The sequence below is a fragment of the Capillimicrobium parvum genome (genome assembly GCF_021172045.1).
Lineage (GTDB): Bacteria > Actinomycetota > Thermoleophilia > Solirubrobacterales > Solirubrobacteraceae > Capillimicrobium > Capillimicrobium parvum.
The window spans coordinates 698101-721388 of sequence record NZ_CP087164.1 but is presented as its reverse complement, the minus strand read 5'-3'; the positions used below and the strand labels follow the sequence as shown (position 1 = coordinate 721388).

The 23288-nt window shown below is 74.4% G+C and carries 28 protein-coding genes; 13 read left to right on the top strand and 15 right to left on the bottom strand.

What is annotated here, in order from left to right; all coding sequences use genetic code 11:
- Positions 1 to 24: 24 nt before the first annotated feature.
- Positions 25 to 1758 carry an alpha/beta hydrolase gene (locus tag DSM104329_RS03560; protein WP_259314022.1) on the top strand — a complete coding sequence of 578 codons (1734 nt, stop codon included), beginning with the start codon at positions 25 to 27 and terminating at the stop codon, positions 1756 to 1758.
- A gap of 50 nt (positions 1759 to 1808) precedes the next feature.
- Positions 1809 to 2018, top strand: coding sequence for a dodecin family protein (locus DSM104329_RS03555; protein WP_259314021.1), 210 nt, complete (start codon positions 1809 to 1811; stop codon positions 2016 to 2018).
- A gap of 115 nt (positions 2019 to 2133) precedes the next feature.
- On the opposite strand, the gene DSM104329_RS03550 is transcribed toward DSM104329_RS03555, so the two are convergent.
- Entirely contained in the window at positions 2134 to 2361 is a 228-nt protein-coding gene (locus DSM104329_RS03550; protein WP_259314020.1) for a hypothetical protein, read from the bottom strand.
- A gap of 52 nt (positions 2362 to 2413) precedes the next feature.
- Positions 2414 to 2884 carry a tRNA adenosine(34) deaminase TadA gene (gene tadA / locus DSM104329_RS03545; protein WP_407655893.1) on the bottom strand — a complete coding sequence of 157 codons (471 nt, stop codon included), beginning with the start codon at positions 2882 to 2884 and terminating at the stop codon, positions 2414 to 2416.
- 16 nt (positions 2885 to 2900) lie between these two features.
- On the opposite strand from tadA, the gene DSM104329_RS03540 reads away from it, so the two are divergent.
- Complete coding sequence (locus DSM104329_RS03540; protein ID WP_259314018.1) at positions 2901 to 4133, top strand: S8 family serine peptidase; 1233 nt, start codon at positions 2901 to 2903, stop codon at positions 4131 to 4133.
- Here the strand turns inward: DSM104329_RS03540 and DSM104329_RS03535 are convergent.
- Positions 4117 to 4560: a universal stress protein gene (locus DSM104329_RS03535; RefSeq protein ID WP_259314017.1), complete on the bottom strand. Its 444-nt coding sequence runs from the start codon at positions 4558 to 4560 to the stop codon at positions 4117 to 4119. The genes DSM104329_RS03540 and DSM104329_RS03535 overlap by 17 nt on opposite strands.
- Before the next feature lie 50 nt (positions 4561 to 4610).
- On the opposite strand from DSM104329_RS03535, the gene DSM104329_RS03530 reads away from it, so the two are divergent.
- Entirely contained in the window at positions 4611 to 5333 is a 723-nt protein-coding gene (locus DSM104329_RS03530) for a tyrosine-protein phosphatase (RefSeq protein ID WP_259314016.1), read from the top strand.
- Here the strand turns inward: DSM104329_RS03530 and DSM104329_RS03525 are convergent.
- Positions 5330 to 5830 (bottom strand): hypothetical protein, encoded by a 501-nt coding sequence (locus DSM104329_RS03525; protein WP_259314015.1) that lies wholly within the window; start codon positions 5828 to 5830, stop codon positions 5330 to 5332. The two genes, DSM104329_RS03530 and DSM104329_RS03525, sit on opposite strands and share 4 nt — an antisense overlap.
- Before the next feature lie 105 nt (positions 5831 to 5935).
- On the opposite strand from DSM104329_RS03525, the gene DSM104329_RS03520 reads away from it, so the two are divergent.
- Positions 5936 to 6958, top strand: coding sequence for a hypothetical protein (locus DSM104329_RS03520; RefSeq protein ID WP_259314014.1), 1023 nt, complete (start codon positions 5936 to 5938; stop codon positions 6956 to 6958).
- Complete coding sequence (locus DSM104329_RS03515; protein WP_259314013.1) at positions 6955 to 7596, top strand: hypothetical protein; 642 nt, start codon at positions 6955 to 6957, stop codon at positions 7594 to 7596. Before DSM104329_RS03520 ends, DSM104329_RS03515 begins: the two co-directional genes overlap by 4 nt.
- Before the next feature lie 4 nt (positions 7597 to 7600).
- Here DSM104329_RS03515 and DSM104329_RS03510 read toward each other — a convergent pair whose 3' ends face one another.
- The 4 genes from DSM104329_RS03510 to DSM104329_RS03495 are packed head-to-tail and all read right to left on the bottom strand — an operon-like array spanning position 7601 to position 10090.
- Positions 7601 to 8089: a DUF7018 domain-containing (lipo)protein gene (locus tag DSM104329_RS03510; RefSeq protein ID WP_259314012.1), complete on the bottom strand. Its 489-nt coding sequence runs from the start codon at positions 8087 to 8089 to the stop codon at positions 7601 to 7603.
- A complete protein-coding gene (locus tag DSM104329_RS03505) occupies positions 8086 to 9000 on the bottom strand; it encodes an alpha/beta fold hydrolase (RefSeq protein ID WP_259314011.1) in 915 nt (304 codons plus the stop codon). Before DSM104329_RS03505 ends, DSM104329_RS03510 begins: the two co-directional genes overlap by 4 nt.
- Positions 9001 to 9038: 38 nt before the next feature.
- A complete protein-coding gene (locus DSM104329_RS03500; RefSeq protein WP_259314010.1) occupies positions 9039 to 9395 on the bottom strand; it encodes an STAS domain-containing protein in 357 nt (118 codons plus the stop codon).
- Between the two features lie 59 nt (positions 9396 to 9454).
- On the bottom strand, positions 9455 to 10090 hold the full coding sequence (locus tag DSM104329_RS03495; protein ID WP_259314009.1) for a helix-turn-helix transcriptional regulator: 636 nt from the start codon (positions 10088 to 10090) through the stop codon (positions 9455 to 9457).
- A 59-nt stretch (positions 10091 to 10149) separates the two neighbouring features.
- Here DSM104329_RS03495 and DSM104329_RS03490 point away from each other — a divergent pair, with 59 nt between their 5' ends.
- Positions 10150 to 10755 carry a superoxide dismutase gene (locus tag DSM104329_RS03490; RefSeq protein WP_259314008.1) on the top strand — a complete coding sequence of 202 codons (606 nt, stop codon included), beginning with the start codon at positions 10150 to 10152 and terminating at the stop codon, positions 10753 to 10755.
- A 68-nt stretch (positions 10756 to 10823) separates the two neighbouring features.
- Here DSM104329_RS03490 and mgrA read toward each other — a convergent pair whose 3' ends face one another.
- Genes mgrA through DSM104329_RS03475 form a run of 3 tightly spaced genes read right to left on the bottom strand, consistent with a single transcriptional unit; the run spans position 10824 to position 13286 of the window.
- Complete coding sequence (gene mgrA, locus DSM104329_RS03485) at positions 10824 to 11849, bottom strand: L-glyceraldehyde 3-phosphate reductase (protein ID WP_259314007.1); 1026 nt, start codon at positions 11847 to 11849, stop codon at positions 10824 to 10826.
- The gene (locus DSM104329_RS03480) at positions 11846 to 12256 is read right to left on the bottom strand and encodes a VOC family protein (protein ID WP_259314006.1); all 411 of its coding nucleotides are present in this window, start codon (positions 12254 to 12256) and stop codon (positions 11846 to 11848) included. Before DSM104329_RS03480 ends, mgrA begins: the two co-directional genes overlap by 4 nt.
- A gap of 37 nt (positions 12257 to 12293) precedes the next feature.
- Positions 12294 to 13286 carry an asparaginase gene (locus DSM104329_RS03475; RefSeq protein WP_259314005.1) on the bottom strand — a complete coding sequence of 331 codons (993 nt, stop codon included), beginning with the start codon at positions 13284 to 13286 and terminating at the stop codon, positions 12294 to 12296.
- Between the two features lie 65 nt (positions 13287 to 13351).
- Between DSM104329_RS03475 and DSM104329_RS03470 the strand changes: the two genes are divergently transcribed.
- A complete protein-coding gene (locus tag DSM104329_RS03470) occupies positions 13352 to 14848 on the top strand; it encodes a gluconokinase (protein WP_259314004.1) in 1497 nt (498 codons plus the stop codon).
- A 16-nt stretch (positions 14849 to 14864) separates the two neighbouring features.
- On the opposite strand, the gene DSM104329_RS03465 is transcribed toward DSM104329_RS03470, so the two are convergent.
- Both DSM104329_RS03465 and DSM104329_RS03460 read right to left on the bottom strand, forming a co-directional pair.
- Positions 14865 to 16247: an FAD-binding oxidoreductase gene (locus DSM104329_RS03465; protein ID WP_259314003.1), complete on the bottom strand. Its 1383-nt coding sequence runs from the start codon at positions 16245 to 16247 to the stop codon at positions 14865 to 14867.
- Positions 16248 to 16470: 223 nt separating this feature from the next.
- Entirely contained in the window at positions 16471 to 17103 is a 633-nt protein-coding gene (locus DSM104329_RS03460; RefSeq protein WP_259314002.1) for an O-methyltransferase, read from the bottom strand.
- A gap of 65 nt (positions 17104 to 17168) precedes the next feature.
- Between DSM104329_RS03460 and DSM104329_RS03455 the strand changes: the two genes are divergently transcribed.
- The 3 genes from DSM104329_RS03455 to DSM104329_RS03445 all read left to right on the top strand — a co-directional run bounded on the left by DSM104329_RS03455 (position 17169) and on the right by DSM104329_RS03445 (position 19210).
- Positions 17169 to 17510: a VOC family protein gene (locus tag DSM104329_RS03455; protein WP_259314001.1), complete on the top strand. Its 342-nt coding sequence runs from the start codon at positions 17169 to 17171 to the stop codon at positions 17508 to 17510.
- Between the two features lie 226 nt (positions 17511 to 17736).
- Positions 17737 to 18486, top strand: a complete 750-nt coding sequence (locus DSM104329_RS03450) for a class I SAM-dependent methyltransferase (RefSeq protein ID WP_259314000.1) — start codon at positions 17737 to 17739, stop codon at positions 18484 to 18486.
- Complete coding sequence (locus DSM104329_RS03445) at positions 18473 to 19210, top strand: hypothetical protein (protein WP_259313999.1); 738 nt, start codon at positions 18473 to 18475, stop codon at positions 19208 to 19210. Before DSM104329_RS03450 ends, DSM104329_RS03445 begins: the two co-directional genes overlap by 14 nt.
- A gap of 7 nt (positions 19211 to 19217) precedes the next feature.
- Here DSM104329_RS03445 and DSM104329_RS03440 read toward each other — a convergent pair whose 3' ends face one another.
- Positions 19218 to 19745 (bottom strand): hypothetical protein, encoded by a 528-nt coding sequence (locus DSM104329_RS03440; RefSeq protein ID WP_259313998.1) that lies wholly within the window; start codon positions 19743 to 19745, stop codon positions 19218 to 19220.
- Positions 19746 to 19853: 108 nt separating this feature from the next.
- Between DSM104329_RS03440 and DSM104329_RS03435 the strand changes: the two genes are divergently transcribed.
- Positions 19854 to 21323 (top strand): DHA2 family efflux MFS transporter permease subunit, encoded by a 1470-nt coding sequence (locus DSM104329_RS03435; protein ID WP_259313997.1) that lies wholly within the window; start codon positions 19854 to 19856, stop codon positions 21321 to 21323.
- Positions 21320 to 22501, top strand: coding sequence for a glycerate kinase family protein (locus DSM104329_RS03430; protein ID WP_259313996.1), 1182 nt, complete (start codon positions 21320 to 21322; stop codon positions 22499 to 22501). The genes DSM104329_RS03435 and DSM104329_RS03430 overlap by 4 nt, the downstream gene beginning before the upstream one ends.
- 27 nt (positions 22502 to 22528) lie before the next feature.
- Here DSM104329_RS03430 and fdhD read toward each other — a convergent pair whose 3' ends face one another.
- Positions 22529 to 23284, bottom strand: a complete 756-nt coding sequence (gene fdhD / locus DSM104329_RS03425; protein WP_259313995.1) for a formate dehydrogenase accessory sulfurtransferase FdhD — start codon at positions 23282 to 23284, stop codon at positions 22529 to 22531.
- Positions 23285 to 23288: the final 4 nt, after the last annotated feature.

Here is a 23288-nt window from a genome sequence, read left to right as displayed (position 1 = left end):
GCCTCGGCGGGTACCGTCCCGGCGATGGGTCGGCGGTCATGGGCAGTCGGAGTCGCGCTGGTGGTGGCGGTCTTCGCGTGGTCGGTGGCGCCTGCCCGTGCGGCGGGCGAGCGCTGTCCCGCGACCTTTCGCTGCCTGTCGGTGACGGTGCCGCTCGACCGCTCCGGCGCCACGCCGGGCACGCTGGCGCTGCCGGTGCTCGTGGAGCGCGGCCGAGGCCCGATCCTCATCGCGCTCGGCGGCGGCCCCGGCCAGGGCATGGTCGGCGTCGGGCCGGTGTTGGCGGGGTTCCTGGGTCCGATGACCGGACGCCGGGTCGCCGTCTTCGACCAGCGCGGGACGGGCGCGACCGCCGTGCGCTGCCCGTCGTTGCAGCGGCTGGCCCTGACCGACTTCACCGTCCCGCCGCCCGGTACCGTCGAAGCGTGCGGTGCGCGCCTCGGCGCGGCCCGGGCGTTCTACTCGACCACCGACTCGGTGGAGGACCTGGAGGCCGTGCGGGCCGCGCTGGGCGCCGACCGAGTCGACGTCCTCGGCGTCTCGTACGGGACCTACCTGGCCGAGCGCTACGCCCGCGCGCACCCCGACCGCGTCAGCCGGCTGGTGCTCGACTCGGTGGTCCCGCAGCAGGACGTCGACATCTTCGTGCGCGACAGCCTGCGGCGGGCGGGCCACGACCTGCGCGCCCTGTGCGCCGCGGGCGCGTGCCGGCGGATCACCTCGGACCCGGTCGCGGACCTGGCCGCGGTCGTCCGCCGGGCCAACGAGCGGCCCCTCTCCGGCGCGGTGCGCACGGGCCCGCGCACGCGGACTCGGATCTCCGTCGACGGACCGGGCCTCTTCGACGTCGCGACGACCTGGACGAGCTTCCGCCCGGACCTCTTCGCGTTCGCGCCCGCCGCGCTGGCGCAGGCGAACGACGGCGATCCGGACCTGCTGCTGCGCCTCGTCAAGCTGGCCCGCCGCGCGAACCCCGCCGTACCCGCGCAAGAGCTCAGCTGGGGCCTGCATACCGCGACGCTGTGCGCGGACCTCGCCACCCCGTGGGGCGGTCCGGCGAGCGATCCGGCGACGCGCGCGGCGTCGGTGAGCGCCACCCTCGATCCGCTCCCCGCCTCGAGCTTCGCGCCGTTCGACCGGTTCACGTCCGCGCACAACGGCCTCGCCGACACGTGCGAGCGCTGGCCGGCCACGACGGTCGCGCCGCCGCCGGAGCCCGGCCCGCTGCCCGCCGTGCCCACGCTCCTCCTCAACGGCGCCTGGGACATGTCCACCCCGGTGCCAGGGGCCCGCGAGGAAGCGGCGCGATCGTCCACCGCCCAGCTGGTCGTCGTCCCCCACGCCGGCCACAGCGTCGTGACCGGCGTCCGCTGCACCGCCCGCATCGTGCGCCGCTTCTTCCGCGACCGGCCGCTCGTGCGCCCCTGCGTCGGCAATCCGCGGCCCGAGGCGCTCGCCGTCCCGCGCCGCCTGGGCGACATGACCGGCTCGCGGCGGGCCCTGGCGCGGCGCGTCGCACGGTTGACGATCGCCGACGCCACCTCGGCCGCCGGCACCAGCCGTCGGTTCGGCGGCCTGCGCGGCGGGTGGATCGAGCGCCGCGGCCGGGGCGCGCTCGTCCTGCACCGTGACGAGCTCATCCGCGGCGCGCCCGTCTCCGGCACCCTGGGCCGTACTCCGCGCGTCCACGTCGGCGGGCGCCTGAACGCCGACGTGACCTTCGACACCCCGGGGGCGCCCGCCGTCCGCCTGCGCTGACGATGTGGGACACTCGCGACGTCCGTCCCACCCTGTCCCAAGGAGGCAGCATGGCCGACAGCGTCTACCGCGTCACCGAGGTCATCGGCGTGAGCAGCGAGTCGTGGGAGGCGGCGGCCCGCTCGGCGGTCGAGACGGCCAGCCAGACGGTGCGCGACCTGCGGATCGCGGAGGTCGTGCGCCAGGACCTGACGATCGACGAGGGCGGCGTCGTGAGCTACCGCGTGCGGCTCGACATCTCGTTCAAGTACGAGCACTAGGAGCCTGTTGAACCTCCCCCGCCGCGCGAGCGAACGCGTCCGCGGCGCCGGATGAAGATCAACAGACTCCCAGGACCGGACCCGGCGGCGGGTTCGCCCGCCGCCGGCGCCGCGCTCAGCGATAGTCGTCCGGGTTCTTCGAGAAGCCCGGGACGCGCTCCCAGGATCCGAGCACCGCGCGGTCCTCCTGCGGGATCGCGTCCCAGACCGTGAGCAGGACGATCGCGGCGAACGACACGACCCACATGATCGCCAGGCTCTCGTCGTGGGTCGCCGCCCAGGCGATGCCGAAGCCGGCGAACGCGGCGAACGCCAGCACGCGAAGGACGATCGAGGTGAACATGGGCGCCATCGTATGCCGCACGATCGGCCCGCGGCGGACCAGCCGCGCCGGTTCAGCGACCACGCCGGTCGGCGAAGAACTCGCGCAGGACCGTCGCGCACTCGTCGGCACGCAGGCCGCCGGAGACGACCGGCCGGTGGTTGAGCCGCGGCTCGCCGAGCACGTCGAGCACGGAGCCCGCCGCCCCGGCCTTCGGATCGGTGCAGCCGTAGACGACCCGCGGCACGCGGGCCAGGACGATCGCCCCTGCGCACATCGCGCACGGCTCGAGCGTCACGTACAGCACAGAGTCGAGCACCCGCCACGAGCCGACCGCCCGCGCGGCCTCCCGCAGCGCCAGCACCTCCGCGTGCGCGGTCGGGTCCTGGCGCAGCTCGCGTTCGTTGTGCCCAGCGCCGATGATCTCGCCGTCGTGCACGACCACCGCGCCGATCGGCACGTCGTCGTGTTGGAGTGCCCGTCGGGCCTCGCGCAGGGCGAGGCCCATGAAGTGATCGTCCTTCGCGAAGAAGCGGTCAGCCATCATCTGCCCCGCCATCATGCCTCGTCTGCGCACCGCCGCCCTCCCGCTCCTCGCCGCCCTCGCCGTCGCGCTCGGCCTCGCCGCGCCGGCCACGGCCCGCGGCCCGGTCGCGCACATCGCCCAGGAGCCCACCACGCCGCTCGTCGCGACGCCGAACGACCCCGGCCGCACCAACGTCCCGGGCGGCTGGCAGGAGCTGCAGTGGAACTTCCTCGGCGCCGGCTTCGGCATCGACGCCCCGGGCGCCTGGCAGAACGTCGCCGCGGCGGGCCACCCGGGCGCCGACAACGTGGTCGTCGCGGTGCTCGACACCGGCGTCGCCTACGCGAACCGCGGCCGCTACCGCATCTCGCCGGACCTGGTCGGCACGCGCTTCACGCGCGGCTACGACTTCGTCGACGACGATCGCTATCCCGAGGATCACAACGGCCACGGCACGCACGTCGCCAGCACGATCGCCGAACGGACGAACAACGCCATCGCCCTCGTGGGCATCGCCTACAACGCGGTGATCATGCCCGTCCGCGTGCTCGACGCCAACGGCGAAGGCGACGCCCGCGAGATCGCGCGCGGCGTCCGCTACGCCGCCGACCACGGCGCCGCCATCATCAACCTGTCGCTCGAGTTCGGCACCGAGGTCCGCGCCAAGGAGATCCCCCGCCTGCTCGCCGCGATCCGCTACGCGCACCGCAAGGGCGTCTTCATCGTCGGGGCGTCCGGCAACGAGGCGGGCACCTCGATCGCCTACCCGGCCCGGGCGGCGCACGTCGTCTCGGTCGGGGCGACGACCGAGCACGGGTGCATCTCGGACTTCTCCAACGAGGGCCCGGGCCTGGACATCGTCGCGCCGGGCGGCGGCGCGGACGCCGACCTGCCGGGCGACCCGAACTGCCGGCCGCTCGACCCGCCGGGCCGCGACATCTACCAGATGACGTTCGTCGGCCGCAGCCCGCGCACGTTCGGCCTGCCCTCCGGCTACGAGGGCACGTCGATGGCGGTGCCGCACGTGTCCGGCGTCGCCGCGCTGATCATCGCCAGCGGCGTGCTGGGCGCGAATCCGACGCCGGACGCGATCGAGGCCCGGCTGAAGGCCACGGCGCGCGACCTCGGCGCGCCCGGAGTGGACCGTCACTATGGCGCAGGGCTCATCAACGCCAACGCGGCGACCGCGCCGCCTGCGCCCCCTGCGCCGCCGCCCGCGCCATCCCCTCCGCCCGCGGCTGCCGACCCGGCTACGTCGTCCGGATGATCAGCACCGAGCAGGGCGCGTGGTGGCTGACCTTGTTGGGCACCGAGCCGAGCAGGAAGCGCTTGGCGCCGGTCATGCCCTTGTTGCCGACCACGATGAGGTCCGCGCCGCTCTCCTCGGCGACGTCGAGGATCGCGTCGGCCGGGTCGCCCTGGCGCGCGTACGTCTCCACGTCGACGCCGGCGCCCTGGACCGTCTCCGACGCCTCGGCGAGCGTCGCGTCGACGTCCTCGCGCGGGTTGACCATCCACTGCAGGTCGGCGGGGGTCTCGCTCTTCTCGTCGCGCAGCCGCGCCCGCGACACCGGCTCGTACGCGCTGACGAGCTGGATGCGCGCCCCGATCTGCTTGGCCAGCTCCACCGCCTGGCGCACCGCCTCCGAAGCGGTCTCCGAACCGTCGGTGCCCACCACGATCGACCTGAACATCGCGATCCTCTCCCTACGGTTGCGCCAGGACGCGGCGATCATATAGACGCGTGATCGACCTGCACTGCCACATCCTGGCCGGACTCGACGACGGGCCCGCCGACCTCGACGCCTCCCTCGCGATGGCCCGCGCCCACGCCGACGCAGGGGTGCGCCGCGTGGTCGCGACGCCCCACGTCACGTGCTCGATGCCGAACGACGCGCCGGGCATCGCGCTGGCGGTCGCGGAGCTCGAACTGGCGCTCGCCGCCGAGGCGATCCCGCTGCGCGTCTCGCGGGGGGCCGAGATCGGCCTGGCCCGCGCGGTCGAGCTCGACGACCCGGCCCTCGACGCCCTGGCGCTCGCCGGCGGCCCGTGGAAGCTCGTCGAGGCGCCGCTGCGCGCCGGCGAGGACACCGCCGCCGACTTCCGCCGCCTCCAGCGCCGCGGCCACCGCCTGCTCATCGCCCATCCGGAGCGCAGCCCGGCGTTCCAGGGCGACCCCGCCGTGCTGACGGGGCTCGTCGCCGCCGGCGCGCTGGTGCAGGTCACGGCCGGCGCGCTCGTCGGCCGCTTCGGCGCGCCGGTCCAGCGCGTCGCGCGCGACTTCGTCCACCGCGGGCTCGTCCACGTCGTCGCGTCCGATGCCCACGACACCACCCGCCGGGCTCCGGGCCTGCGGGCGGAGATCGACGCGGCGGGCTTCGGCGATCGCGCCGAGTGGCTGACGCGCGACGTGCCGGCGGCGCTCGTGGGCGAGCGTCAACTGCCCGCCGGGCTCCGCGCGGCCTAGCTCTGCTGGTGGGCCCCCTGGTGCGAGGGCCGGCGCTCGGGCCGGCAGCCCAGCGCGCGGCCCCAGCGCGAGGTGCCCCGCTCCGGCCCGATGACGAACCGGCGGTCGAGCCACTCCACGTTCGAGCCGATGTGCACCCGTACCGGCCACCCCAGCGCCACCGGCGTGTTGCGGCCGGGTGCTGCCGAGATGGTGCCGTCGCGCTCGACCACCGCGGCGGACCCGTAGCAGCGATCGCGGCGGGAGATCGTGTAGGCGACCGCCGCCTGGCCGCCGATGCTGGTCCCCATCTCGAGCTGCCCGGACGTCGTGTAGCCGATGCGCCGGCTGGTGCGAAACACGAGCTCCACGGTGCCCAGCATGCGCTTGGCCAGCTTGCCGCCGGCCGGATGGAAGTACGCGTACGCGGCGACGACGCGCGGCTGGGCCGCCCGAGCATCCGCGACGGCGACGACGGCGAGCAGCGCCATCGCCACGACCGCGAAGGTGGCCCTCACGTGAGCAGCTTGACCGCGCCGATGACGATGCCCGCGATCACGAAGATCACGATCGCGACCTGCGTGTAGATCCAGAACGGCGACACGGCCCTCCACAATAGGGCGATGGCCGCCGACCAGGACAGCGAGCGCAGCCGGCGGCTGCTGTTCGCCCCCGAGCTCGAGACGGGAACCGTGCGGATGGCCGACCTCGCCCGCGCGGAGGTGCGGGCGGCCGCCCAATCCAAGCGGGTGCCGTCCGCGCTCAGCCGCCGCTACCAGGGCTCGCTCATGCGCCGCGGCGCGCTCCGCTACGAGACCGAGACCGTTGAGCAGATGATGCGCGCGCGCCGGACGGTGCTGGGCGACGCCGCCTCCGGGCCGCCCCGCCTCGTCGTCCGCGTCGACGCGTTCCCGCACCCGCTGGCCGCCGACGAACCTGGCCGCTACGGCACCGAGCGCTTCCGCTCCGTCCACGACGTCCTCGCGTCGGCCGGGGTGAACTACCTCACCCCGGTGGCCCCGCGGGTCTCGCGCCGGCCGCTGGACCCGCGCGGTCAGGACTGGCGCCCGCTGGACGACGGGGAGCTCGAGCAGCTTGCCGAGCTGCGCCGCGACGGCGTGGCGTTCGGAGCGGGCGGGCTCGACCACCGGACGCGGCGCGGTGCCGCGCGGCGGCGCAGCGAGCTCGCGGGGCTGCGCAACGAGGCGCTGGCCGAGCGGCTGGACCTCGCCGCCGAGGAGCTCGCCGCCGCGGCGATCCGGCCCGACGTGCTCGTGCCGCCATGGGGGCGCTTCGGGTGGCGGCAGTGGCCCGAGCTCGCCAAGCGCTACAGCGTGATCGGCGGACGGCGGGAGAGCGTCGGCACCTTCGGCTACCACGACGGCCCGCTGTGGCGCGGGGAGGCGGTGTGGATGCCGGCGTACTCCCCGCTGCACGGCACCGCGGCCGAGGTGCTCGCGGCCGTGCGGCGCCTCGAGGAGCTCGGGGCGGCGCTGTGGGTGCCGGTCGTCCTGGACTGGGGCCGGGAGACCGATGCGGGCCTCGAAGACCTCGCCGAGCTCTCCGGGAGGATGGCGCCGCTGTCCACGGACTGGGAGGTCTTCCTGGAGGCCGTGCGGTTCAGCCGGGGTAGCATCGAGCCGTGACCGAGGATCTGTCGATGCGGGCGCGCGCGATCCTCGAGGCGGCCGAGCGCGCGGCCGCCGCAGAGTCCGCGCCGCCCCGAGGCGGGCAGCCGGCCGCCGCCCCGCCCGCGGCAGATCCGCCCGGCACCGCGCCGCCACCGCCCAAACCGCAGGCGCCGCGTCAGGACTGGTCGCGATCGGTGCAGAGCGCACCGATTCCGGCCACGGCGCCGGGGCAGCTGCTGGCGATCGTCGACCAGGTCATGCACGCCGCGGAGGCCGCCCGCCGGCGGCTGGACGAGCTGTCGGTCACGCTCGACGAGCTCACCCGGCGCGTCGACGCCGCCGGTCGCAGCGCGCCGCCGCCACCCCCCGCGGCCCCGCCGCCGCCCGCCGTCACGGCGCCGCCGGCCGACACCCCGCTGCGCGCGCGCCCCCGGCCGCCCGCGCCGTCTGATCACCCGTCCGCGGACGCCGGCGAGCCGCCCGAGGCGCTCGCCGCCACGGCGAAGCTGATCGCGGTCGAGATGGCCGTCGCCGGCGCGTCGCGGATGGACGTCGACCGCCGGCTGCGCGACCAGCTGGGCATGCGGACCACGCATGAGGTCCTCGACGAGGTGTTCGGCGCCGGATCGCCGCCGTCGGCGCGGCTGTCCTGACGCGTCAGCTGCGCAGCTTCGTGTTGATGTCGGCGATCGTGCCGTTGATCTGGCGCGTCACGGTCTCCGTGGCGTCCAGGAGCGTCTGCTGCGCCTCCAGCAGGCGGTCCGCGGTGGGATCCTCGAGCGAGTTCGCCGCCGATTCCACCTCGCGCCCGTAGTGGTCGATGCTCCTCACCAGCCGCTGGTGCAGCGGTGCGACGCCCTCGGGCGGCTTGATCGCCCGCAGGCGGGCCACGACCCCGTCGACCGCCTTGATGTAGTCGCCCAGCGTCGCGCGGTCCTGGGCGGCGGTCGATTTCGCCGTGACCTGGCGGTTGATGCGCCGGATGGTCTGCGCGAACGTCGTCTGCGCCTTGTTGACCTTGGCGACGTAGGCGTTGCCCTCCTTGACGGACTCGTCGCCGCCACAGCCGGCCAGCGCGAGCAGGACCGCGGTGAGGACCGCCGCGAGGCCGGCGGCCGGGCGCCTGACGGCGACGGCCGCCGTCATCGGCGATCCAGGAAGCGGTCGAACGCCGCGGCCTTGGCCGCCGGCTGCTGGAAGAGGAACGCGTGGCCGGCATCAGGCACCCGCATCAGCGTCCGGTGCGGGATCCGGCGGGCGAGGAGCTTCGCATTGCCGGGCGGCACGATCACGTCCTGCGTGCCGTACCCGATGAGCGTGCGCGCCCGCAGCTTCGGCAGCCGCGCGTAGGTCCCCTGACCGCGCCCGTACCAGCGCTGGGCGTTGGCGAGCTCCTGCTCGTTCATCGTGTCGCCGGGGGTGTTGAAGTCCGCCGCGGTGAGGTTCGGCTGCGCGCCCACCGCCGCCAGCCACGCCTGGCCGGCCGCCTGCTGATCGCTCGGGAACAGCACCGGCAGCAGGTCGCTCGGCGTGAGGTCCGGGTTCGTCAGCGTCGCCACGACGTTCGAGCTCGGCTCCTTGGCCCGCGGCGAGCCGGGGTCGGTCGAGGCCAGGATCAGCCGGCGCACCAGGCGCGGCGAATCGAGCGCGAGCTCCTGGGCGACGTAGCCGCCCATCGACCAGCCGAGCACGTCCGGGCGCCCGAGCTTCAGCGCCCGGATGAGGCCGGCGGTGTCGTCGGCCATGGTCTGGATCGTCAGGCCCTTGACCGGGCCGCTCGACGTCCCGATCCCGCGGTTGTCGAACAGCACGACCGTGCGTCCCTGGGCGAGGCGCTCGACGAACGACGGGTCCCACTCCGACATCGTGAAGCCGTAGCCGCAGATGAGCACCAGCGGGCGGCCCTTCGCGTCGGGGTTCAGGACGCGGTAGCCGAGCGTGGCGCCGTTGACGGCGACGGTCTGGACGGGAACCGACGTGGGCGCCTGGGCGCCGGCGGCGGACGGGGCGGCGAGAGCGAGGGCGGCGATGAGGGACGGCAGAACGGTGCGGAGCATGAGGCCCGGCAGCATAGGGACGCCCGCGGCCGCGGCCGCTAACCCGCCACCGCGGCGATCGCGGCGTCGCGACGGCCGTAGGTCTCGAGCATGCCGGGCAGCGCGACCTCGATCACGCGAGCGACGGGGCCGTCCGCGTGGCAGACGAGCGCGAACCGGGCGCCCGCGCCTTCGACCGCCGCGCGGGCGTCGATGATCGCGTGCAGGCCGGTGGAGTCGACGAAGTCGCACTCGAGCAGGTCGAGCACGAGGCCGCGGTCCGTGGGCTCCCCGGCGAGCCGCGCCGGCAGCTGCGGCGTGCTGGCGGCGTCGAGCTCGCCGCGCACTGCGGCGACCGTGACGCCGCCGTCGCGGGTGATGGCGATCTGCAGGTCGGGGTCGGAGCTCTCGTCCACGTCCGCAACGCTACCTGCGGCATCAGAGGTCTTACAGGCCCTTCGCACTGCAAGTTGCCTTAGCGTGGCCGAACCTCGTACACGCAGGCGGTAGAACCGCTCACGATGTGCGCGACGCGGCGCACGTCGGCGTCGGGCAGCACCTCCTGCAGGAAGCCCAGCTCCGACGTGCACGCGTGGCCGTGGCGCCGGGCGACGGCGAGGATCGCGCAGTTGTGCTCGGCCAGCCGGTAGCCGCCGTCCGGGAGCGGCGTCGCCTCGGCGAGGTAGCCGGCCTCGTCGAGGATGCGTGCGAGCTCGCGGACCCGGCCCTCGAAGCCGCGGCCCTCCAGCCTTGTCGCGGCCTGCGCGACGCGCGTGCGCCGGCGCGCCTCGAACGCCCGCTCCAGCAGGGCCGGATCCTCAGCGCCGACATGGTCGAGCAGCTCCGTGGTCAGCTCGCCGTAGGCCTTCGGGAAGAGGGCGTCGGCCGCCGACGAGAGCCGGTACACGCGGCGCGGCCGGCCGGGTCCCGCGCGCACGTCGCGATGCTCGAGCAGCCCCGCCGCGCTGAGCGGCGCGAGCTGCTGGCGCGCGGCGCTGGCGGTGATTCCGAGCAGCTCCGCGAGGTCGTCGGCGCGCGCCTCGCCCCGCTTGCGCAGCGCGATCAGGATCGCCCGCCGCGCGGGCGGAAGGTCCGGCAACACGACGTCCACACCGCACAGGATAAGCAAGTGGTAGCTTGCGAAACCAAGCGACGAAAGGGAGACCCCCTATGGCCTACTCCGTGCCGGACCTGCCGTACGCGTACGACGCGCTGGAGCCCCACATCGACGAGCAGACGATGCGGCTGCACCACGACAAGCATCACCAGGCGTACGTCGACAAGGCCAATGGCGCTCTCGAGGGCACCGAGTGGCAGGACAAGCCGATCGAGGAGGTCGTCGCGAACCTCGACGCGCTTCCCGAGGACAAGCGCGGCGTCGTGCGCAACAACGGCGGCGGGCATCTCAACCACACGCTGTTCTGGGAGTCCATGAGCCCCGACGGCGGCGGCGCGCCCAGCGGTGACCTCGCCGCGGCGATCGACAGCGCCTTCGGCTCGTTCGACGCCTTCAAGGAGCAGTTCGAGGCGGCGGGAGTCGGCCAGTTCGGCTCGGGCTGGGCCTGGCTCGTCGCCGACGGCGGCTCGCTCGCCATCACGAGCACGCCCAACCAGGACAACCCGGTCAGCCAGGGCAAGACCCCGCTGCTGGGCAACGACGTGTGGGAGCACGCCTACTACCTGAAGTACCAGAACCGCCGGCCCGAGTACCTCAAGGCCTGGTGGAACACGGTCAACTGGGACAAGGTCGCCGAGCGCTACTCGGCCGCCTCCTGAGCGACCACCGCTGACCCGTCGGCGCGCCGGGCGAATACGCCCCGGCGCGCCACGCCGGCGCGATCAGGTCACACGTCGCTCGACCGCGCCCAGAGGTTGATGCCGGAGTCGACCGCGTGGCGATCGATCTCGGCGAGCTCCTCCTCGCTGAACGCTGGCCCGTCCAGCGCGCCGAGCGTGTCCTCGAGCTGGCGCACGCTGCTGGCCCCCACGAGCGACGACGTGACGCGCGGGTCGCGCAGCGTCCACGCGACCGCCATCTGCGCGAGGGTCTGCCCGCGCCGGCGTGCGATGGCGTTGAGCTCGCGCACGTGGGCGAGCGTCTCCTCGCGCAGGAGATCGAGCGACAGGTAGGGCGAGCGCGTCACCCGCGAGCCCTCGGGAATGCCGTCGAGGTACTTGTCCGTGAGCATCCCCTGAGCCAGCGGCGAGAAGACGATGCACCCCGCGCCCTCGCGCGCCAGGACGTCGAGCAGGTCCGTCTCGATCCAGCGGTTCAGCAGCGAGTACGAGGGCTGGTGGATGAGCAGCGGCGTGCCGAGGTCGCGCAGGATCGCCGCGGCCTCGGCGGTGCGCTCACCGGAGTACGAGGAGATGCCGGCGTAGAGCGCCTTGCCCGCCCGCACCGCGGTGTCCAGCGCCCCGCACGTCTCCTCCAGCGGCGTGTCGGGATCGAAGCGGTGCGAGTAGAAGACGTCCACGTACTCGAGGCCCATCCGCGTCAGCGACTGGTTGAGCGAGGCGAGCAGGTACTTGCGCGAGCCCCACTCGCCATAGGGACCGGGCCACATGTCGTAGCCGGCCTTCGTCGAGATGATCAGCTCGTCGCGGTAGGGGCCGAAGTCGTCGCGCAGATGGCGGCCGAAGTTCGTCTCGGCCGACCCGTACGGCGGGCCGTAGTTGTTGGCCAGGTCGAAGTGCGTGATCCCGCGGTCGAACGCCGTGCGCAGGATCGCCCGCTGGTCCTCGAGCGGTCGGTCGTCGCCGAAGTTGTGCCAGAGGCCGAGCGAGATCGCCGGCAGCTTCAGGCCCGACCGCCCGCACCGGCGGTACGCCATCTCGTCATAGCGGTCGGGGTCGGCGGCCCAGGTCACCGGTCCGGGTCCTGCGGCGTGTCGAAGCGCCGGTCGATGAGCTCGATGCGGTAGCCGTCGGGGTCGGCGTAGAAGCAGATGCGCGGCAGCTGCTCGTTGCCGCCGGGGTGATACGGCGCGCGCTCCGGCAGGTGGCCGGCCTCCTCGAGGCGGGCGACGGTGTGGTCGAGATCGTCGACGACGATCGCCATGTGGTTGTAGCCGTCGCCGAGGTCGTAGGGGTCCGTCCGCCCGTCGTTGACCGTGAGCTCGAGCACGTCCGGGCCGCCGGGCAGCCCGAGGTAGAGGTTGTGGGCGGTGTCGAAGTTCAGCCGGCCGCGGCGCTCGAAGCCGAGCAGCTCGTAGAAGCGCAGCGAGGCGTCCGGGTCCAGGACCCGCAGGCAGGTGTGGACGAAGGCGGTGGGCATGTCTCGAGGGTACGCCCGGCCACGCCGGCGCGGCGGTTCAGCCGTCGTCCTGGCGAAACGCCCAGCGGACCTCGTCGATCGAGAGGCCGGACGCCACGCAGGCCAGCAGCTTCATCCGCGCCGCCTGCGGAGACAGGAACCCCGCCGGGATGATGTTCGTGCCGCGGAGGTCGCGCTCCGAGCCGGCATAGCCGTACGTGCCGGTGAGCACCACGCCGCGCTCGGGGCGGCAGTAGGCGACCACGGGAATCCGCTCGGCCGCCTCGCCCCACAGCTCGAGCAGCTCGACCGCGAGATGCCCGGCGCCGAGCGTGCCGATGACGACCCCGTCGGGCTCCGTCGACAGCGCGGCGCGGGCGAGCGTGCCGTCGTCGCCGGCTCCGGTCGGCACGACGAGCACGCGGCGGTCGAGGTCGGGCGGGTCCAGCGGCGGGTTGCGCGGCAGCTTCGACCAGAAGGTCGGGTGACCTTCGGTGACGCGGCCCAGCGGGCCGGTCTGCGGGGAGGAGAACGCGGTCAGCGACGTCGTGTCGGTCTTGCGGGCGCAGCGCGCGTGGTGGATCTCGCCGCCGAACACGACGAGCACGCCCATGCCCGCCGCCTCCTCGCTGGCCGCGACGGAGACCGCGTCGAGCAGGTTGGCCGGACCGTCGGCGCCCGGGGCGCTGGCGGGCCGGATCGCGCCGGTGAAGACGATCGGCGCCTCGGCGTCGTGGACGACGTCGCAGAGCATCGCCGTCTCCTCGAGCGCGTCGGTGCCGTGGGTGACGACGACGCCCACGCCGCGCCGGGCCGCGTCGCGCGCCTCGCGGCAGATCAGCAGGGCGTCCGCCAGCGTCAGGTGCGCGCTGGGCACGTTGACGACGGTCCGGGCGTCGAGCCCGTCGCGATCGCCCAGCAGCGGGATCGCGGCCACGAGCGCCTCCGCGTCCAGCGCGGGCTGCGCCGACTCCCCCGTCATGGCGATCGTGCCGCCGGCGCCGAGGATGCGCACGCGCCGGGCGGGATGCTGATCGTCGCGGGGGCGCACGGCAGCGAGAGTAGTGGAGCGCGATGCGCGACACTCGCGACCATGCCGCCGCTGCGTGTCGTCTCATGACCCAGGTCGTCCTCGGTGTCGACCTCGGGACCACGAGCGCCAAGGCGACCGCGTTCGACGTGCGCGGCGGCGAGCACGGCGGGGGCGAGGCGCGCTACCCGCTCGACGAGCCCGCGCACGGCCATGCGGTGCAGGACCCCGGGCTCGTGATCGAGGCGACCGTGGCCGCCATCCGCCAGGCGGCGGCCTCGGCGCAGGCGGCGGGGGCGCAGGTGTGCGGCATCGCATTGAGCTCCGCGATGCACTCGCTGCTCGCGCTCGACGCGCACGACCGTCCGCTGACCCCGCTCATCACGTGGGCCGACACGCGCGCCGCCAGCCAGGCCGAGCGGCTGAAGGCCGAGCACCCCGAGCTGCACGCGCGGACCGGCACGCCGCTGCATCCGATGGCGCCGCTGCCCAAGCTCGTCTGGCTGCGCGAGCACGAGCCGGCGGTGTGTGCCGCGGCGCGCCGCTGGGTCGGTGTCAAGGAGCTCGTGCTGCGGCGCCTGGCGGGCGAGTGGGCGCTCGACCACTCGGTGGCGTCGGGCACCGGCCTCATGGCGTCGCGGACGCTGGACTGGGATCCCGAGGCGCTTCAGATCGCGGGGGTGCGCGCCGGGCAGCTCGCGACGCTCGTGCCCGCGAAGCAGTGCTTTGCGCTGACCGCGACCGACCTCGGCCTGCCCGCCGGCGTGCCGGTGATCGCGGGCGCCGGCGACGGCCCGCTCGCCAACCTCGGCGTCGGCGCGGTGCGGCCCGGGGTCGCCGCCTGCTCCATCGGCACGAGCGGTGCGCTGCGGGTCATGGTCGAGGACCCGCGCGTGGACCCCGCCGGCCGCCTCTTCTGCTACGCGCTGACCCCGGGCCGGTGGGCGGTCGGCGGAGCGATCAACAACGGGGGCGTCGTGCTGCGGTGGGCCGGCGAGGCGCTGGCGCCGGACCTCGGCGAGCACGCCGAGGCGCAGCTGCTGGCGCTGGCGGCCGAGGTGCCCGCGGGCAGCGAGGGGCTGATCATGCTGCCGTACCTCCTCAGCGAGCGGGCGCCGCATTGGAGCGCGCTGCCGCGCGGCGCATACGTCGGGCTGACCCGCGGCCACCATCGCGGCCATCTCATCCGGGCCGCCGTCGAGGGGGTCTGCCAGCAGCTCGGCCTCGTGCTCGCCTCGGTGCGCGACGCCGGCTTCGAGGTTCGCGAGCTGCGGGCGACCGGCGGCTTCGCCCGCAGCGACCTGTGGCGCCAGATCCTCACCGACGTGCTCGGCATGCCGGTCGGCTTCCCGGCCGGCCACCAGGGCTCCGGCTTCGGCGCCGCGCTGCTCGGCATGGAGGCACTCGGGCTGATCGACAGCATCGAGCGCGCCGCCGACCTCGTCGCGATCGACGAGGAGCTGCAGCCCGGCGCCGAGGCCGCCGAGGCCTACGCCGAGCTGCAGCCCGTGTTCGTCTCCCTCTACGACGCGCTTGCTCCGGCCTTCCGGCGCCTGCGGAGGTTCGACCCCGGGTCGGGGTAGCGTCGTCCGCCGGCGGTCAGGCGGGCGGGATGCGGTGGTTGGCCACGAACCGCTCGTCCGGGTCGAACTCGGCACGGATGGTGCGCAGGCGGGGGTAGGCCTCGGGCGAGAACATCGTCGAGGCGTCGACCGGCTCCTCGACGAAGTTCAGGTATTCGCGCCCGGTCGACCAGCGCGCCATCGCCGACCGTACCCGCTCGATGTGGGCGCGGCCCGCCGTCGCGACGTCCGCGTCGATGGGAACGCCGCCCAGGTACATGAGGTACTCGCCGTCGAACGTGCCCGTCGCCCCGTGACCGGCGTGCGGGCGGGCCAGGGCGCCGCCGACGTGGCGCAGCTCGGCCATGAGCAGCGGGGAGCCGCTGCCCGGCCCGGCGAGCGCGAGGAACTCGTCGATCGCCTCGGACGGCAGCTCGCCGAGCATCTGCGTGCCGCCGTACGTCGGCATCGCGTCCTCGGGGTCCATGTGGACGTAGCTCAGGGCGCCCGGCGCCACCGGGACCCAGCCGTCCATCATCGGCTCCAGCGCCCGCAGCGGCGCGAGCACCGCGGTCGCCGCCGCCTCGTCGCCGGCGAACGCGCCGTCGATCGCGATGAACGAACCCCCGCGCAGGGCCTCGGGGAGCGCGGGGTCGTCGGGCACGTTCAGGAGCCGCATCGACGTGGTCAGCTCGTCCGGCGCGGTCTGCGTCAGCTCGTGCCAGGCATGCAGCACCTCGGGCGCGCGCTCGGCGGGCCACAGCATCAGCCCGGCGACGAGCGGGCCGACGTCGTGCAGCGCGAACTCGATCGCGGTCACGACACCGAAGTTGCCGCCGCCGCCGCGCAGCGCCCAGAAGAGGTCGGGGTCGTGGTCGGCGTCGATGCGGCGCAGCTGGCCGTCGGCGGTGACGACCTCGATCGCCAGCACGCTGTTGGCGGCCAGCCCGTACTTGCGCCCGAGCCAGCCGACGCCGCCGCCCAGCGTGTAGCCGACGACGTTGATCTGGGGCGACGAGCCCGACAATGCGGCGAGGCCGTACTCGGAGGCGGGTCCGACGACCTCCTTCCATTCCGTGCCGGCGGCGACGCGGGCGCGCTTGGCGACCGGGTCGATCTCGACGCCGCGCAGCTCGTGGGTGCGGAGGAGGATGGTGTCCTGCAGCGATGCGATCGGCGAGACGTTGTGGCCCGACGCCTGCGGCGCGACGTACAGGTCGTGCGCGTTGGCGAAGCGGACGATCTCGACGACGTCGTCCGCGGTGCGCGGGATCGCGACCGCGGCGGGCCGCTGGTCGACGGCGAGGTTCCAGGCCCGGCGGGCGTCGTCGAAGTCAGGGTCGCCCGGTGCGGAGACGTGGCCGGTGATCGCGTCGCGCAGCGCCTCGACGGGGAGGGAGAGGAGCGTCATGGAGGTCATGGCGGGCACTGTCGCGATCGCCCCCTGCCGATCGCTTGCCGCGCCCTCAGGCCTGCTTGCCGCTCGCTTGCCGCGGCCGCCGCGTGCGGGCCGTCAGGGCGCCAAGGGCGATGCCGCGGCGATCACCGGCCCGTGGACGCGCTTCTCCCAGCGCGCGCCGCGAGGGTCGATCCGTGGGTCGATGGCGGCCATGCCGTGGCGGGGTCGGTGTCGGAGCGGTCGGTCAGCCGGCGGTGGCCGCGTGCCAGACGAGCAGGACGCCGTCGCCCACCGTCAGCAGCGCGTTGCACACGCGCGGGTCGTCCTGGACGCGCGCGTTGAAGGCGGCCATGTCGTCGCCGGCGTCGAGCACCCGGCCGCTGCCCAGCGTGTTGTCGAACGCGATCACGCCGTGGGGCGCCAGGAGCGGCAGGACGAGGTCGAGGTACGCGGGGTAGTCCGGCTTCCAGGCGTCGACGTAGACGACGTCGAACGGGCCGTCGAGCCCGGGCAGCAGCCGGCGCGCGTCGCCCTCGAGGAGGTCGACCCGAGCGCCGCGCGGGTCGGCGTCGATGTGGCGGCGGGCGAGCGCCGCAGTGTCCGGGTCGGCCTCGATGGTGGTGACGCTCCCGCCCTCGGCCAGGGCGCCGGCCATCGCCAGTGCGCCGAAGCCGGTGAACGTGCCGATCTCCAGCACGCGCGTGGCGCGCGACGCCACGACGAGCGCCTGCAGCAGCCGCGCCTCGACGACGCCGCTCATCATGTTCGGCGACGGCGTCTGCGCACGGGTCGCGTCGGCCACCGCGGCCAGGCCCTCGTCGAGCGGCGACGTGTGCTGGACGGCGTAGGCCTCGATGCGGGGATCGACGATGTCCATGCGGCGCCTCATCGTAGGCGCCATGCTTCGCGAACCCTGAAACACCTGATCCCGGGAGCACTCACATGGAAGTCCAGAAGATCGCCACCGTCATCCCGGTCGACGACCTGCACGCGGCGGTCGGCGGGTGGAAGGCCCTGCTCGGCGCGGAGCCGACCTTCGTCGACGGAGACCGCTGGGCGCAGTTCGACGTCGCGGGCGCGCGGATCGCACTGGCCGGGACCGACCGCACGAGCAACAGGGCGGGGCTGATGCTGAAGGTGGCCGACCTCGAGGCGGCGCGGGCCGCGGCGGCAGAGCTGGGACTTGCGGTCGGCTCGCCGGAGGAGGGCCCGCACGAGGTCCGCTGCCTGGTCGAAGGACCGGACGGGACGCCGGTGACGCTGTACGCGCCGATCGGCGGGTAGCTCCCCGCAGAGGTCGCGGAACCGATCCCGCAGCAGCCGCCTCGCCTCGGCCATCAAGAAGGTGAGCCGCCGAGCCTGTCCGGCGCCACGCTCGCACGGGGCGAACATCGCTCTGCGGATATCGCGCGGCCGCGGCACGATCCGGGGTCCTGGAGGGTTGGTCACCGGAGTCCTGGAGGGTTCGTCACCTTGCACGCGCGGGCGCGTGGGCGGGATGCTTGCGCCGATGGACGGCCCGGCCAGGAGCGTTGGCAGCGAGCGCAAACGACATGCGCTCGAGCTGTTTGCCGGGCTTCCGCGCCACTACGACCGGGTGGCCGCTGCGTTGAGCTTCGGGCAGGACCCGCGATGGCGACGGACGATGGTCGACGCCGTGGGCGCCCAGCCCGATCAGCGCGTCCTCGACGTGGCGACGGGGACAGGGCTGGTCGCCCAGGCGCTCGTCCGCCGGTACGGATGCTCGGTGGTCGGGCTCGACCAGAGTGAGGCGATGCTCGAGCGGGCGCGGGCCCGGGTGCGGGACGACGAAGCGCTCGGGCGACGCGTGTCGCTCGTCGTCGGCGAGGCCGAGCGGCTGCCATTCGCCGACGGCGACTTCGACCACCTGACCTTCACCTATCTCCTGCGCTACGTCGATGATCCCGCGGCGACGCTCCGGGAGCTCGCGCGCGTCGTGCGGCCGGGTGGCCGCGTCGCCTCGCTGGAATTCGCGGTTCCGCCCTCCGTGCTGTGGCGCGCGGCGTGGACCTTCTACGTCCGCGTCGGGCTGCCGGCGCTCGGCCGCCTCGTCTCGCGTGACTGGTTCGAGACCGGCCGGTTCCTCGCGCGCAGCATCCCCGACTTCTACGCGCGCCACCCGCTCGAGCAGATCGCTCAGCTCTGGACGGAGGCGGGCATCGGCTCGGTGACCGTCCGCCGCATGAGCCTCGGCGGCGGTGTGGTCATGTGGGGCACACGATCCGATGACGCCCGCTGACCGGCTCGAGCGCTCGGCCTTCTATGCCCTGCGCCCAGGCGGATGGCGCGACCTGGTCACCATCCTGCATCCGCCCTACACGGCCTGGCATCTCAGCTACGTCGCCCTCGGCGCGGCGGCGGCGCCCGAGGTCCATGGCGAGAGGGTGGCGGCGACCCTGCTGGCGTTCTTCCTCGCCGTCGGTGTGAGCGCGCACGCGCTCGACGAGCTGCGCGGGCGCCCTCTGGGCACGCTCATGCCCGGACGCATGCTCGTCGTTCTCGCCGTCATCGCGCTGGTCGCTGCCGTCGCGATCGGCGTCGCCGGTGTCGTGACGGTCTCGGTGGGCCTCGTGCCCTTCGTCGTCGCCGGCGCGTTCATCGTCGTTGCGTACAACCTCGAGCTCTTCGGCGGGCGCTTTCACTCGGCGTTCTGGTTCGCGGCCGCCTGGGGTGCGTTCCCGGCGCTCACCGGCTACTGGATCAACGCGCTCGCGATCCGTCCGGCGGGACTGCTGGTGGCGGCCGGGTGCTTCATGCTGAGCGTCGTGCAGCGCCGGCTGAGCATGCCCGTCCGCGACCTGAGGCGCCGTACGGTCGCGGTCAGCGGCTCCCGGCAACTCGCCGATGGCACCACGATCGAACTGGATGCCGCCGGCCTCGCGGCGCCACTGGACGGCGCGCTGCGGGCCTGCGCGATCGCCCTTGTGCTGCTCGCGAGCGGGGCACTGGCCGCGCGTCTGTGAACCGCGCTCAGCGCGACGTCGCCCGGCGCACGGCCAGGGTCAGCGGCTCGGCGCCGACAAGTCCCTGGAACGCGGATATGAAGGGCTGAAGCGCGCGTACGCGCAACGCCCCCCGGCGGTCGACGGCGCCGATTCGAACCTCGCTCACCAGCGCCGAGCCGCCGTCCCCGGTCGGCTCCGCCCAATTGGCGAACAGCACGCGCACCGTTCCCGGCACGTCCCACGTCAGGAAATCTGCGGGCGCGCCGAGCATCGCGAAGTCCCCGCGCACGGTCCAGATGCGCCCACACAGCCCCGAGAGCCGGTAGGTCGGACCCTCGTCAAGCACGTTGAACGGCTTGCCTCCGAACAGCTCGTAGAACGTCTCGCTCGACCGCAGCCCGGGGATCCGGGCCTGGATGAGCCGGCCCAGGATGCGGCAGTCGCGCAATTGAACCGTCGCGGCGACCGCCCACAGCTCGTGCTCGCCGACCCGGGATTCGCGCCGGTGGCGCGTACAGACCAACGGCTCGTCGAGCCAGCGATCCAGATTCACGGGCGGCACTCGCAGGCATCCTCGCCGAATTCGGCGGCAGCTCGCGGACACGTCGCAGGCGAGCGTCACAGAGGATCGCCTCGACGGCGCGCGCTACCGTCGCCCTCGGTGCTGCGCCTGCGCTCCCGATCCGACGCCAACCGCCTGGAGCCGCACGTCTTCCGCATCGCGGTCGTGATCGTGCTCGGGGCGATCATGAGCATCCTCGACACGACGATCGTCAACGTCGCGCTGCGCTCGCTGTCGACGGACCTCGGCACGTCGCTCGACGACATCCAGTGGGTCGTCACCGCGTACCTGCTCGCGCTCGGCGCGACGATCCCGCTGACCGGTTGGCTGGCCCGGCGCATCGGCGCACGACGCCTGTACCTCATCGCGCTCGTCGTGTTCATCGGCGGGTCCGCGCTGTGCGGCCTGGCCTGGTCGGCCGGGTCGCTCATCGGCTTCCGGGTGCTGCAGGGCCTCGGCGGCGGCATGGTGATGCCGGTGGGCCAGATGATCCTCGTGCGCGCCGCAGGGCCGAAGAACCTCGCGCGCGTGATGTCGGCGATCGGCGTGCCGATGATCCTCGCCCCCGTCCTCGGGCCGACGCTCGGCGGGCTGCTGATCGAGCACGCCGGCTGGCAGTGGATCTTCTTCGTCAACGTGCCGATCGGCGCGGTCGCCGTGGTCGCCGCGCTGCGGCTGCTGCCCCGCGAGGCGCCGGAGACCGCCGGCCCGCTCGACGTGCTCGGCTTCGTCCTCGCCGGCGTCGGCGTCGTCGGCGTCACCTACGGGCTGGCGGAGAGCGGCCACACCGGGAGCCTCGCCGCCACGAGCGTCCTCGTGCCGCTGGCGATCGGTCTGGCGCTCATCGCCGTCTTCGTGGTGCGCGCGCTGCGCATCGAGCACCCGCTGCTCGACATGCGCCTCTACGCCAACCGCGCGTTCAGCGCCGCCGCGCTGACGACGTTCGCGCTGGGCGCGGCGCTGTTCGGCGGGATGATCCTCATGCCGCTCTACTTCCAGATCGTCCGCGGCGACAGCGTCGTGGAGACGGGCCTGCTGCTGATCCCCCAGGGCATCGGCGCGGCGCTGGCGATGCACTATGCGGGCCGGGCGACCGAGCGGTTCGGCGGCGGGCCGACCGCGCTCGTCGGGACCGTCGTGATGCTCGTCGCCACGATCCCGTTCACGCTGATCGCCGACGACACGCCGTACGCGCTCATCAACGCGGCGATGTTCCTGCGCGGCTTCGGCCTCGGCCTGTGCATGATGCCGGCGTGGACCGCGGCCTTCGCGGTGCTGCGCCCCGACCAGGTCGGCGACGCCACCCCGCAGCTCACCGTCGTGCAGCGCGTGGGCGGGTCGATCGGGACGGCGGTCCTCACCGTCATCCTGCAGGGCCACCTCGACGACGCGGGCCGGTCGGCGAGCGCGCAGGCGACCGCCTTCGCCGACACCTATCTGTGGGTGATCGGCATCTCGCTGCTGGCAATCGCGCCGACGATCCTCCTGACGCTCGTCGAACGGCGTGCCGCCCGCGACGAGCACGAGGCGATGGACCAGGCGCGCATGGCAGAGGAGGCCGTCGCTTGAGCCGGGTCCTGGTCGCCCCGGACTCGTTCAAGGGCACCTACTCGGGCGCGGAGGTCGCCGACGCGATCGCGCGCGGCGTCGAGGCGGCGGGGGCGACGGCGGATCGCTGCCCGATCGCCGACGGCGGCGAGGGGACGATGGAGATCCTCGTCGCCGCCGCGGACGGCCGCACCGAGCCGGTCACGGTGCGCGACCCGCTCGGGCGGCCGGTGGCGGCGGCGCTGGGCTGGATCGACGATGGGGCGACCGCGATCGTGGAGATGGCGCTCGCCTCGGGCCTCGGGCTGGTCGCGCACGGCGAGCGCGACGCCGAGGCGGCGACGACGGCGGGCGCCGGGGAGCTCATCGCGGCGGCGGTCTCCGGCGGAGCCCGGCGCGTCGTCGTGACCGTGGGCGGGAGCGCCACGACGGACGGCGGCGTCGGCGCGGTCGCCGCTGTCCGGGCGGCCGGGGGCTTGCGCGGCGCCCAGCTGATCGTGGCCTGCGACGTCACGACGCCCTTCGAGCGCGCCGCGATCGTCTATGGGCCGCAGAAGGGCGCGGACCCCTCCGCCGTCGAGCGCCTGACGGCGCGGCTGCACGCGCAGGCGGCAGAGCTCGAGCGCGACCCGCGCGGCGTGCCGATGACCGGCGCGGCGGGCGGCCTGGCCGGCGGCCTGTGGGCCGCGTTCGGCGCGTCGCTGGTCCCGGGCGCCCCGTGGGTGCTGGACGCTCTCGGCTTCGGCGAGCGCCTGGCGCGCGCCGACGCGGTGGTGTCCGGCGAGGGCCGGCTGGACCGCCAGACGCTCGAGGGCAAGGCGGTCGGCGAGCTCGCGGCGCGGTGCGCGGCGGCCGGCGTGCCGCTGCACGCGATCGTGGGCTCGAGCGACCTCGACGAGCCGGAGGCGCAGGAGCTCGGCCTCGCATCCGTGCAGCTGGCGCCGACGCCCGCGGACATGGCGGCGGCCGGCCGCGCGCTGGTGAGCATGGAGCGCGCGCGATCCGGGCACGCCAGGACCATGACCGAACCGCGATCCACCCTCGGCGACGCCGACGCGCCGCCGCCGCCCGAGCAGACCACCGAGGAGGTCGAGCGCGCCGCCCGCGCCGCCGACCCGCGCCCGAAGCCCGGCACCTCCCCCGAGGGCCGCCATCCCGCCGCGCACCACCTCGGCGAAGAGGGCCAGAGCGAGGAGTAGGACGGCGCGGCGTGCGCCCCGGGCGCCTCAGCCGAGCGCGACCCGCTCGGCGCCCGTGTAGACGTTCACGTGCCCGCGCCGGGCGAAGCCCGCGAGCGTCAGCCCGCGGTCGGCGGCGAGCTCGATCGCCAGCGACGTCGGCGCGCCCACGCCGACGAGGATCGGCGCGCCGGCCACGGCCGCCTTCTGCACGAGCTCGAACGATAGCCGCCCGCTCACGCACAGGACATGCGACGACAGCGGCACGCGGCCGTCCACCAAGGCCCGGCCGATGACCTTGTCCATCGCGTTGTGGCGCCCGACGTCCTCACGCACCAGCACCAGCTCGCCGTCCGCGGTGAACAGCCCGGTCGCGTGCAGGCCGCCCGTGCGCTCGAACGTCGGCTGGCGCAGCCGGTCCGGCAGGCCGGCCAGCACGTCGCGGTCGACGACCGGCCCGGGACCGAGCGGAGGCGCGTACACCGCGACCTCCTCGAGCGAGCCCTTGCCGCACACCCCGCACGACGACGTCGTGTAGAACCGCCGCTCGCCCGGGTCGCGCAGCAGCGGCCCGGAGACCTCGACGACGTTGTTGGCGAGGTCCTCGGTCAGCCCCGCGGGGCGCGGGCCGTCGATCAGCCCCTCGCCGTACAGGAAGCCGAGCGCGAGCTCCTCGTCCTGGCCGGGCGTGCGCATCGTGACGGTGAGCGCCGCGCCGTCGACGCGGATCTCCAGCGGCTCCTCGACGGCGACCTCGTCGCGCGTGCCGTCGCGCTCGACGACGGCCACCATGCGCTCGTCCATGCCC

What these genes read in the sequence shown, in the direction of transcription:
- DSM104329_RS03560 (WP_259314022.1), top strand. Translation starts at nt 25, where the DNA reads ATGGGTCGGCGGTCATGGGCAGTCGGAGTCGCGCTGGTGGTGGCGGTC.
- DSM104329_RS03555 (WP_259314021.1), top strand. Translation starts at nt 1,809, where the DNA reads ATGGCCGACAGCGTCTACCGCGTCACCGAGGTCATCGGCGTGAGCAGC.
- DSM104329_RS03550 (WP_259314020.1), bottom strand. Translation starts at nt 2,361, where the DNA reads ATGTTCACCTCGATCGTCCTTCGCGTGCTGGCGTTCGCCGCGTTCGCC.
- tadA (WP_407655893.1), bottom strand. Translation starts at nt 2,884, where the DNA reads ATGGCTGACCGCTTCTTCGCGAAGGACGATCACTTCATGGGCCTCGCC.
- DSM104329_RS03540 (WP_259314018.1), top strand. Translation starts at nt 2,901, where the DNA reads ATGCCTCGTCTGCGCACCGCCGCCCTCCCGCTCCTCGCCGCCCTCGCC.
- DSM104329_RS03535 (WP_259314017.1), bottom strand. Translation starts at nt 4,560, where the DNA reads ATGTTCAGGTCGATCGTGGTGGGCACCGACGGTTCGGAGACCGCTTCG.
- DSM104329_RS03520 (WP_259314014.1), top strand. Translation starts at nt 5,936, where the DNA reads ATGGCCGCCGACCAGGACAGCGAGCGCAGCCGGCGGCTGCTGTTCGCC.
- DSM104329_RS03510 (WP_259314012.1), bottom strand. Translation starts at nt 8,089, where the DNA reads ATGACGGCGGCCGTCGCCGTCAGGCGCCCGGCCGCCGGCCTCGCGGCG.
- DSM104329_RS03505 (WP_259314011.1), bottom strand. Translation starts at nt 9,000, where the DNA reads ATGCTCCGCACCGTTCTGCCGTCCCTCATCGCCGCCCTCGCTCTCGCC.
- DSM104329_RS03490 (WP_259314008.1), top strand. Translation starts at nt 10,150, where the DNA reads ATGGCCTACTCCGTGCCGGACCTGCCGTACGCGTACGACGCGCTGGAG.
- DSM104329_RS03480 (WP_259314006.1), bottom strand. Translation starts at nt 12,256, where the DNA reads ATGCCCACCGCCTTCGTCCACACCTGCCTGCGGGTCCTGGACCCGGAC.
- DSM104329_RS03470 (WP_259314004.1), top strand. Translation starts at nt 13,352, where the DNA reads ATGACCCAGGTCGTCCTCGGTGTCGACCTCGGGACCACGAGCGCCAAG.
- DSM104329_RS03465 (WP_259314003.1), bottom strand. Translation starts at nt 16,247, where the DNA reads ATGACCTCCATGACGCTCCTCTCCCTCCCCGTCGAGGCGCTGCGCGAC.
- DSM104329_RS03460 (WP_259314002.1), bottom strand. Translation starts at nt 17,103, where the DNA reads ATGGACATCGTCGATCCCCGCATCGAGGCCTACGCCGTCCAGCACACG.
- DSM104329_RS03455 (WP_259314001.1), top strand. Translation starts at nt 17,169, where the DNA reads ATGGAAGTCCAGAAGATCGCCACCGTCATCCCGGTCGACGACCTGCAC.
- DSM104329_RS03450 (WP_259314000.1), top strand. Translation starts at nt 17,737, where the DNA reads ATGGACGGCCCGGCCAGGAGCGTTGGCAGCGAGCGCAAACGACATGCG.
- DSM104329_RS03445 (WP_259313999.1), top strand. Translation starts at nt 18,473, where the DNA reads ATGACGCCCGCTGACCGGCTCGAGCGCTCGGCCTTCTATGCCCTGCGC.
- fdhD (WP_259313995.1), bottom strand. Translation starts at nt 23,284, where the DNA reads ATGGACGAGCGCATGGTGGCCGTCGTCGAGCGCGACGGCACGCGCGAC.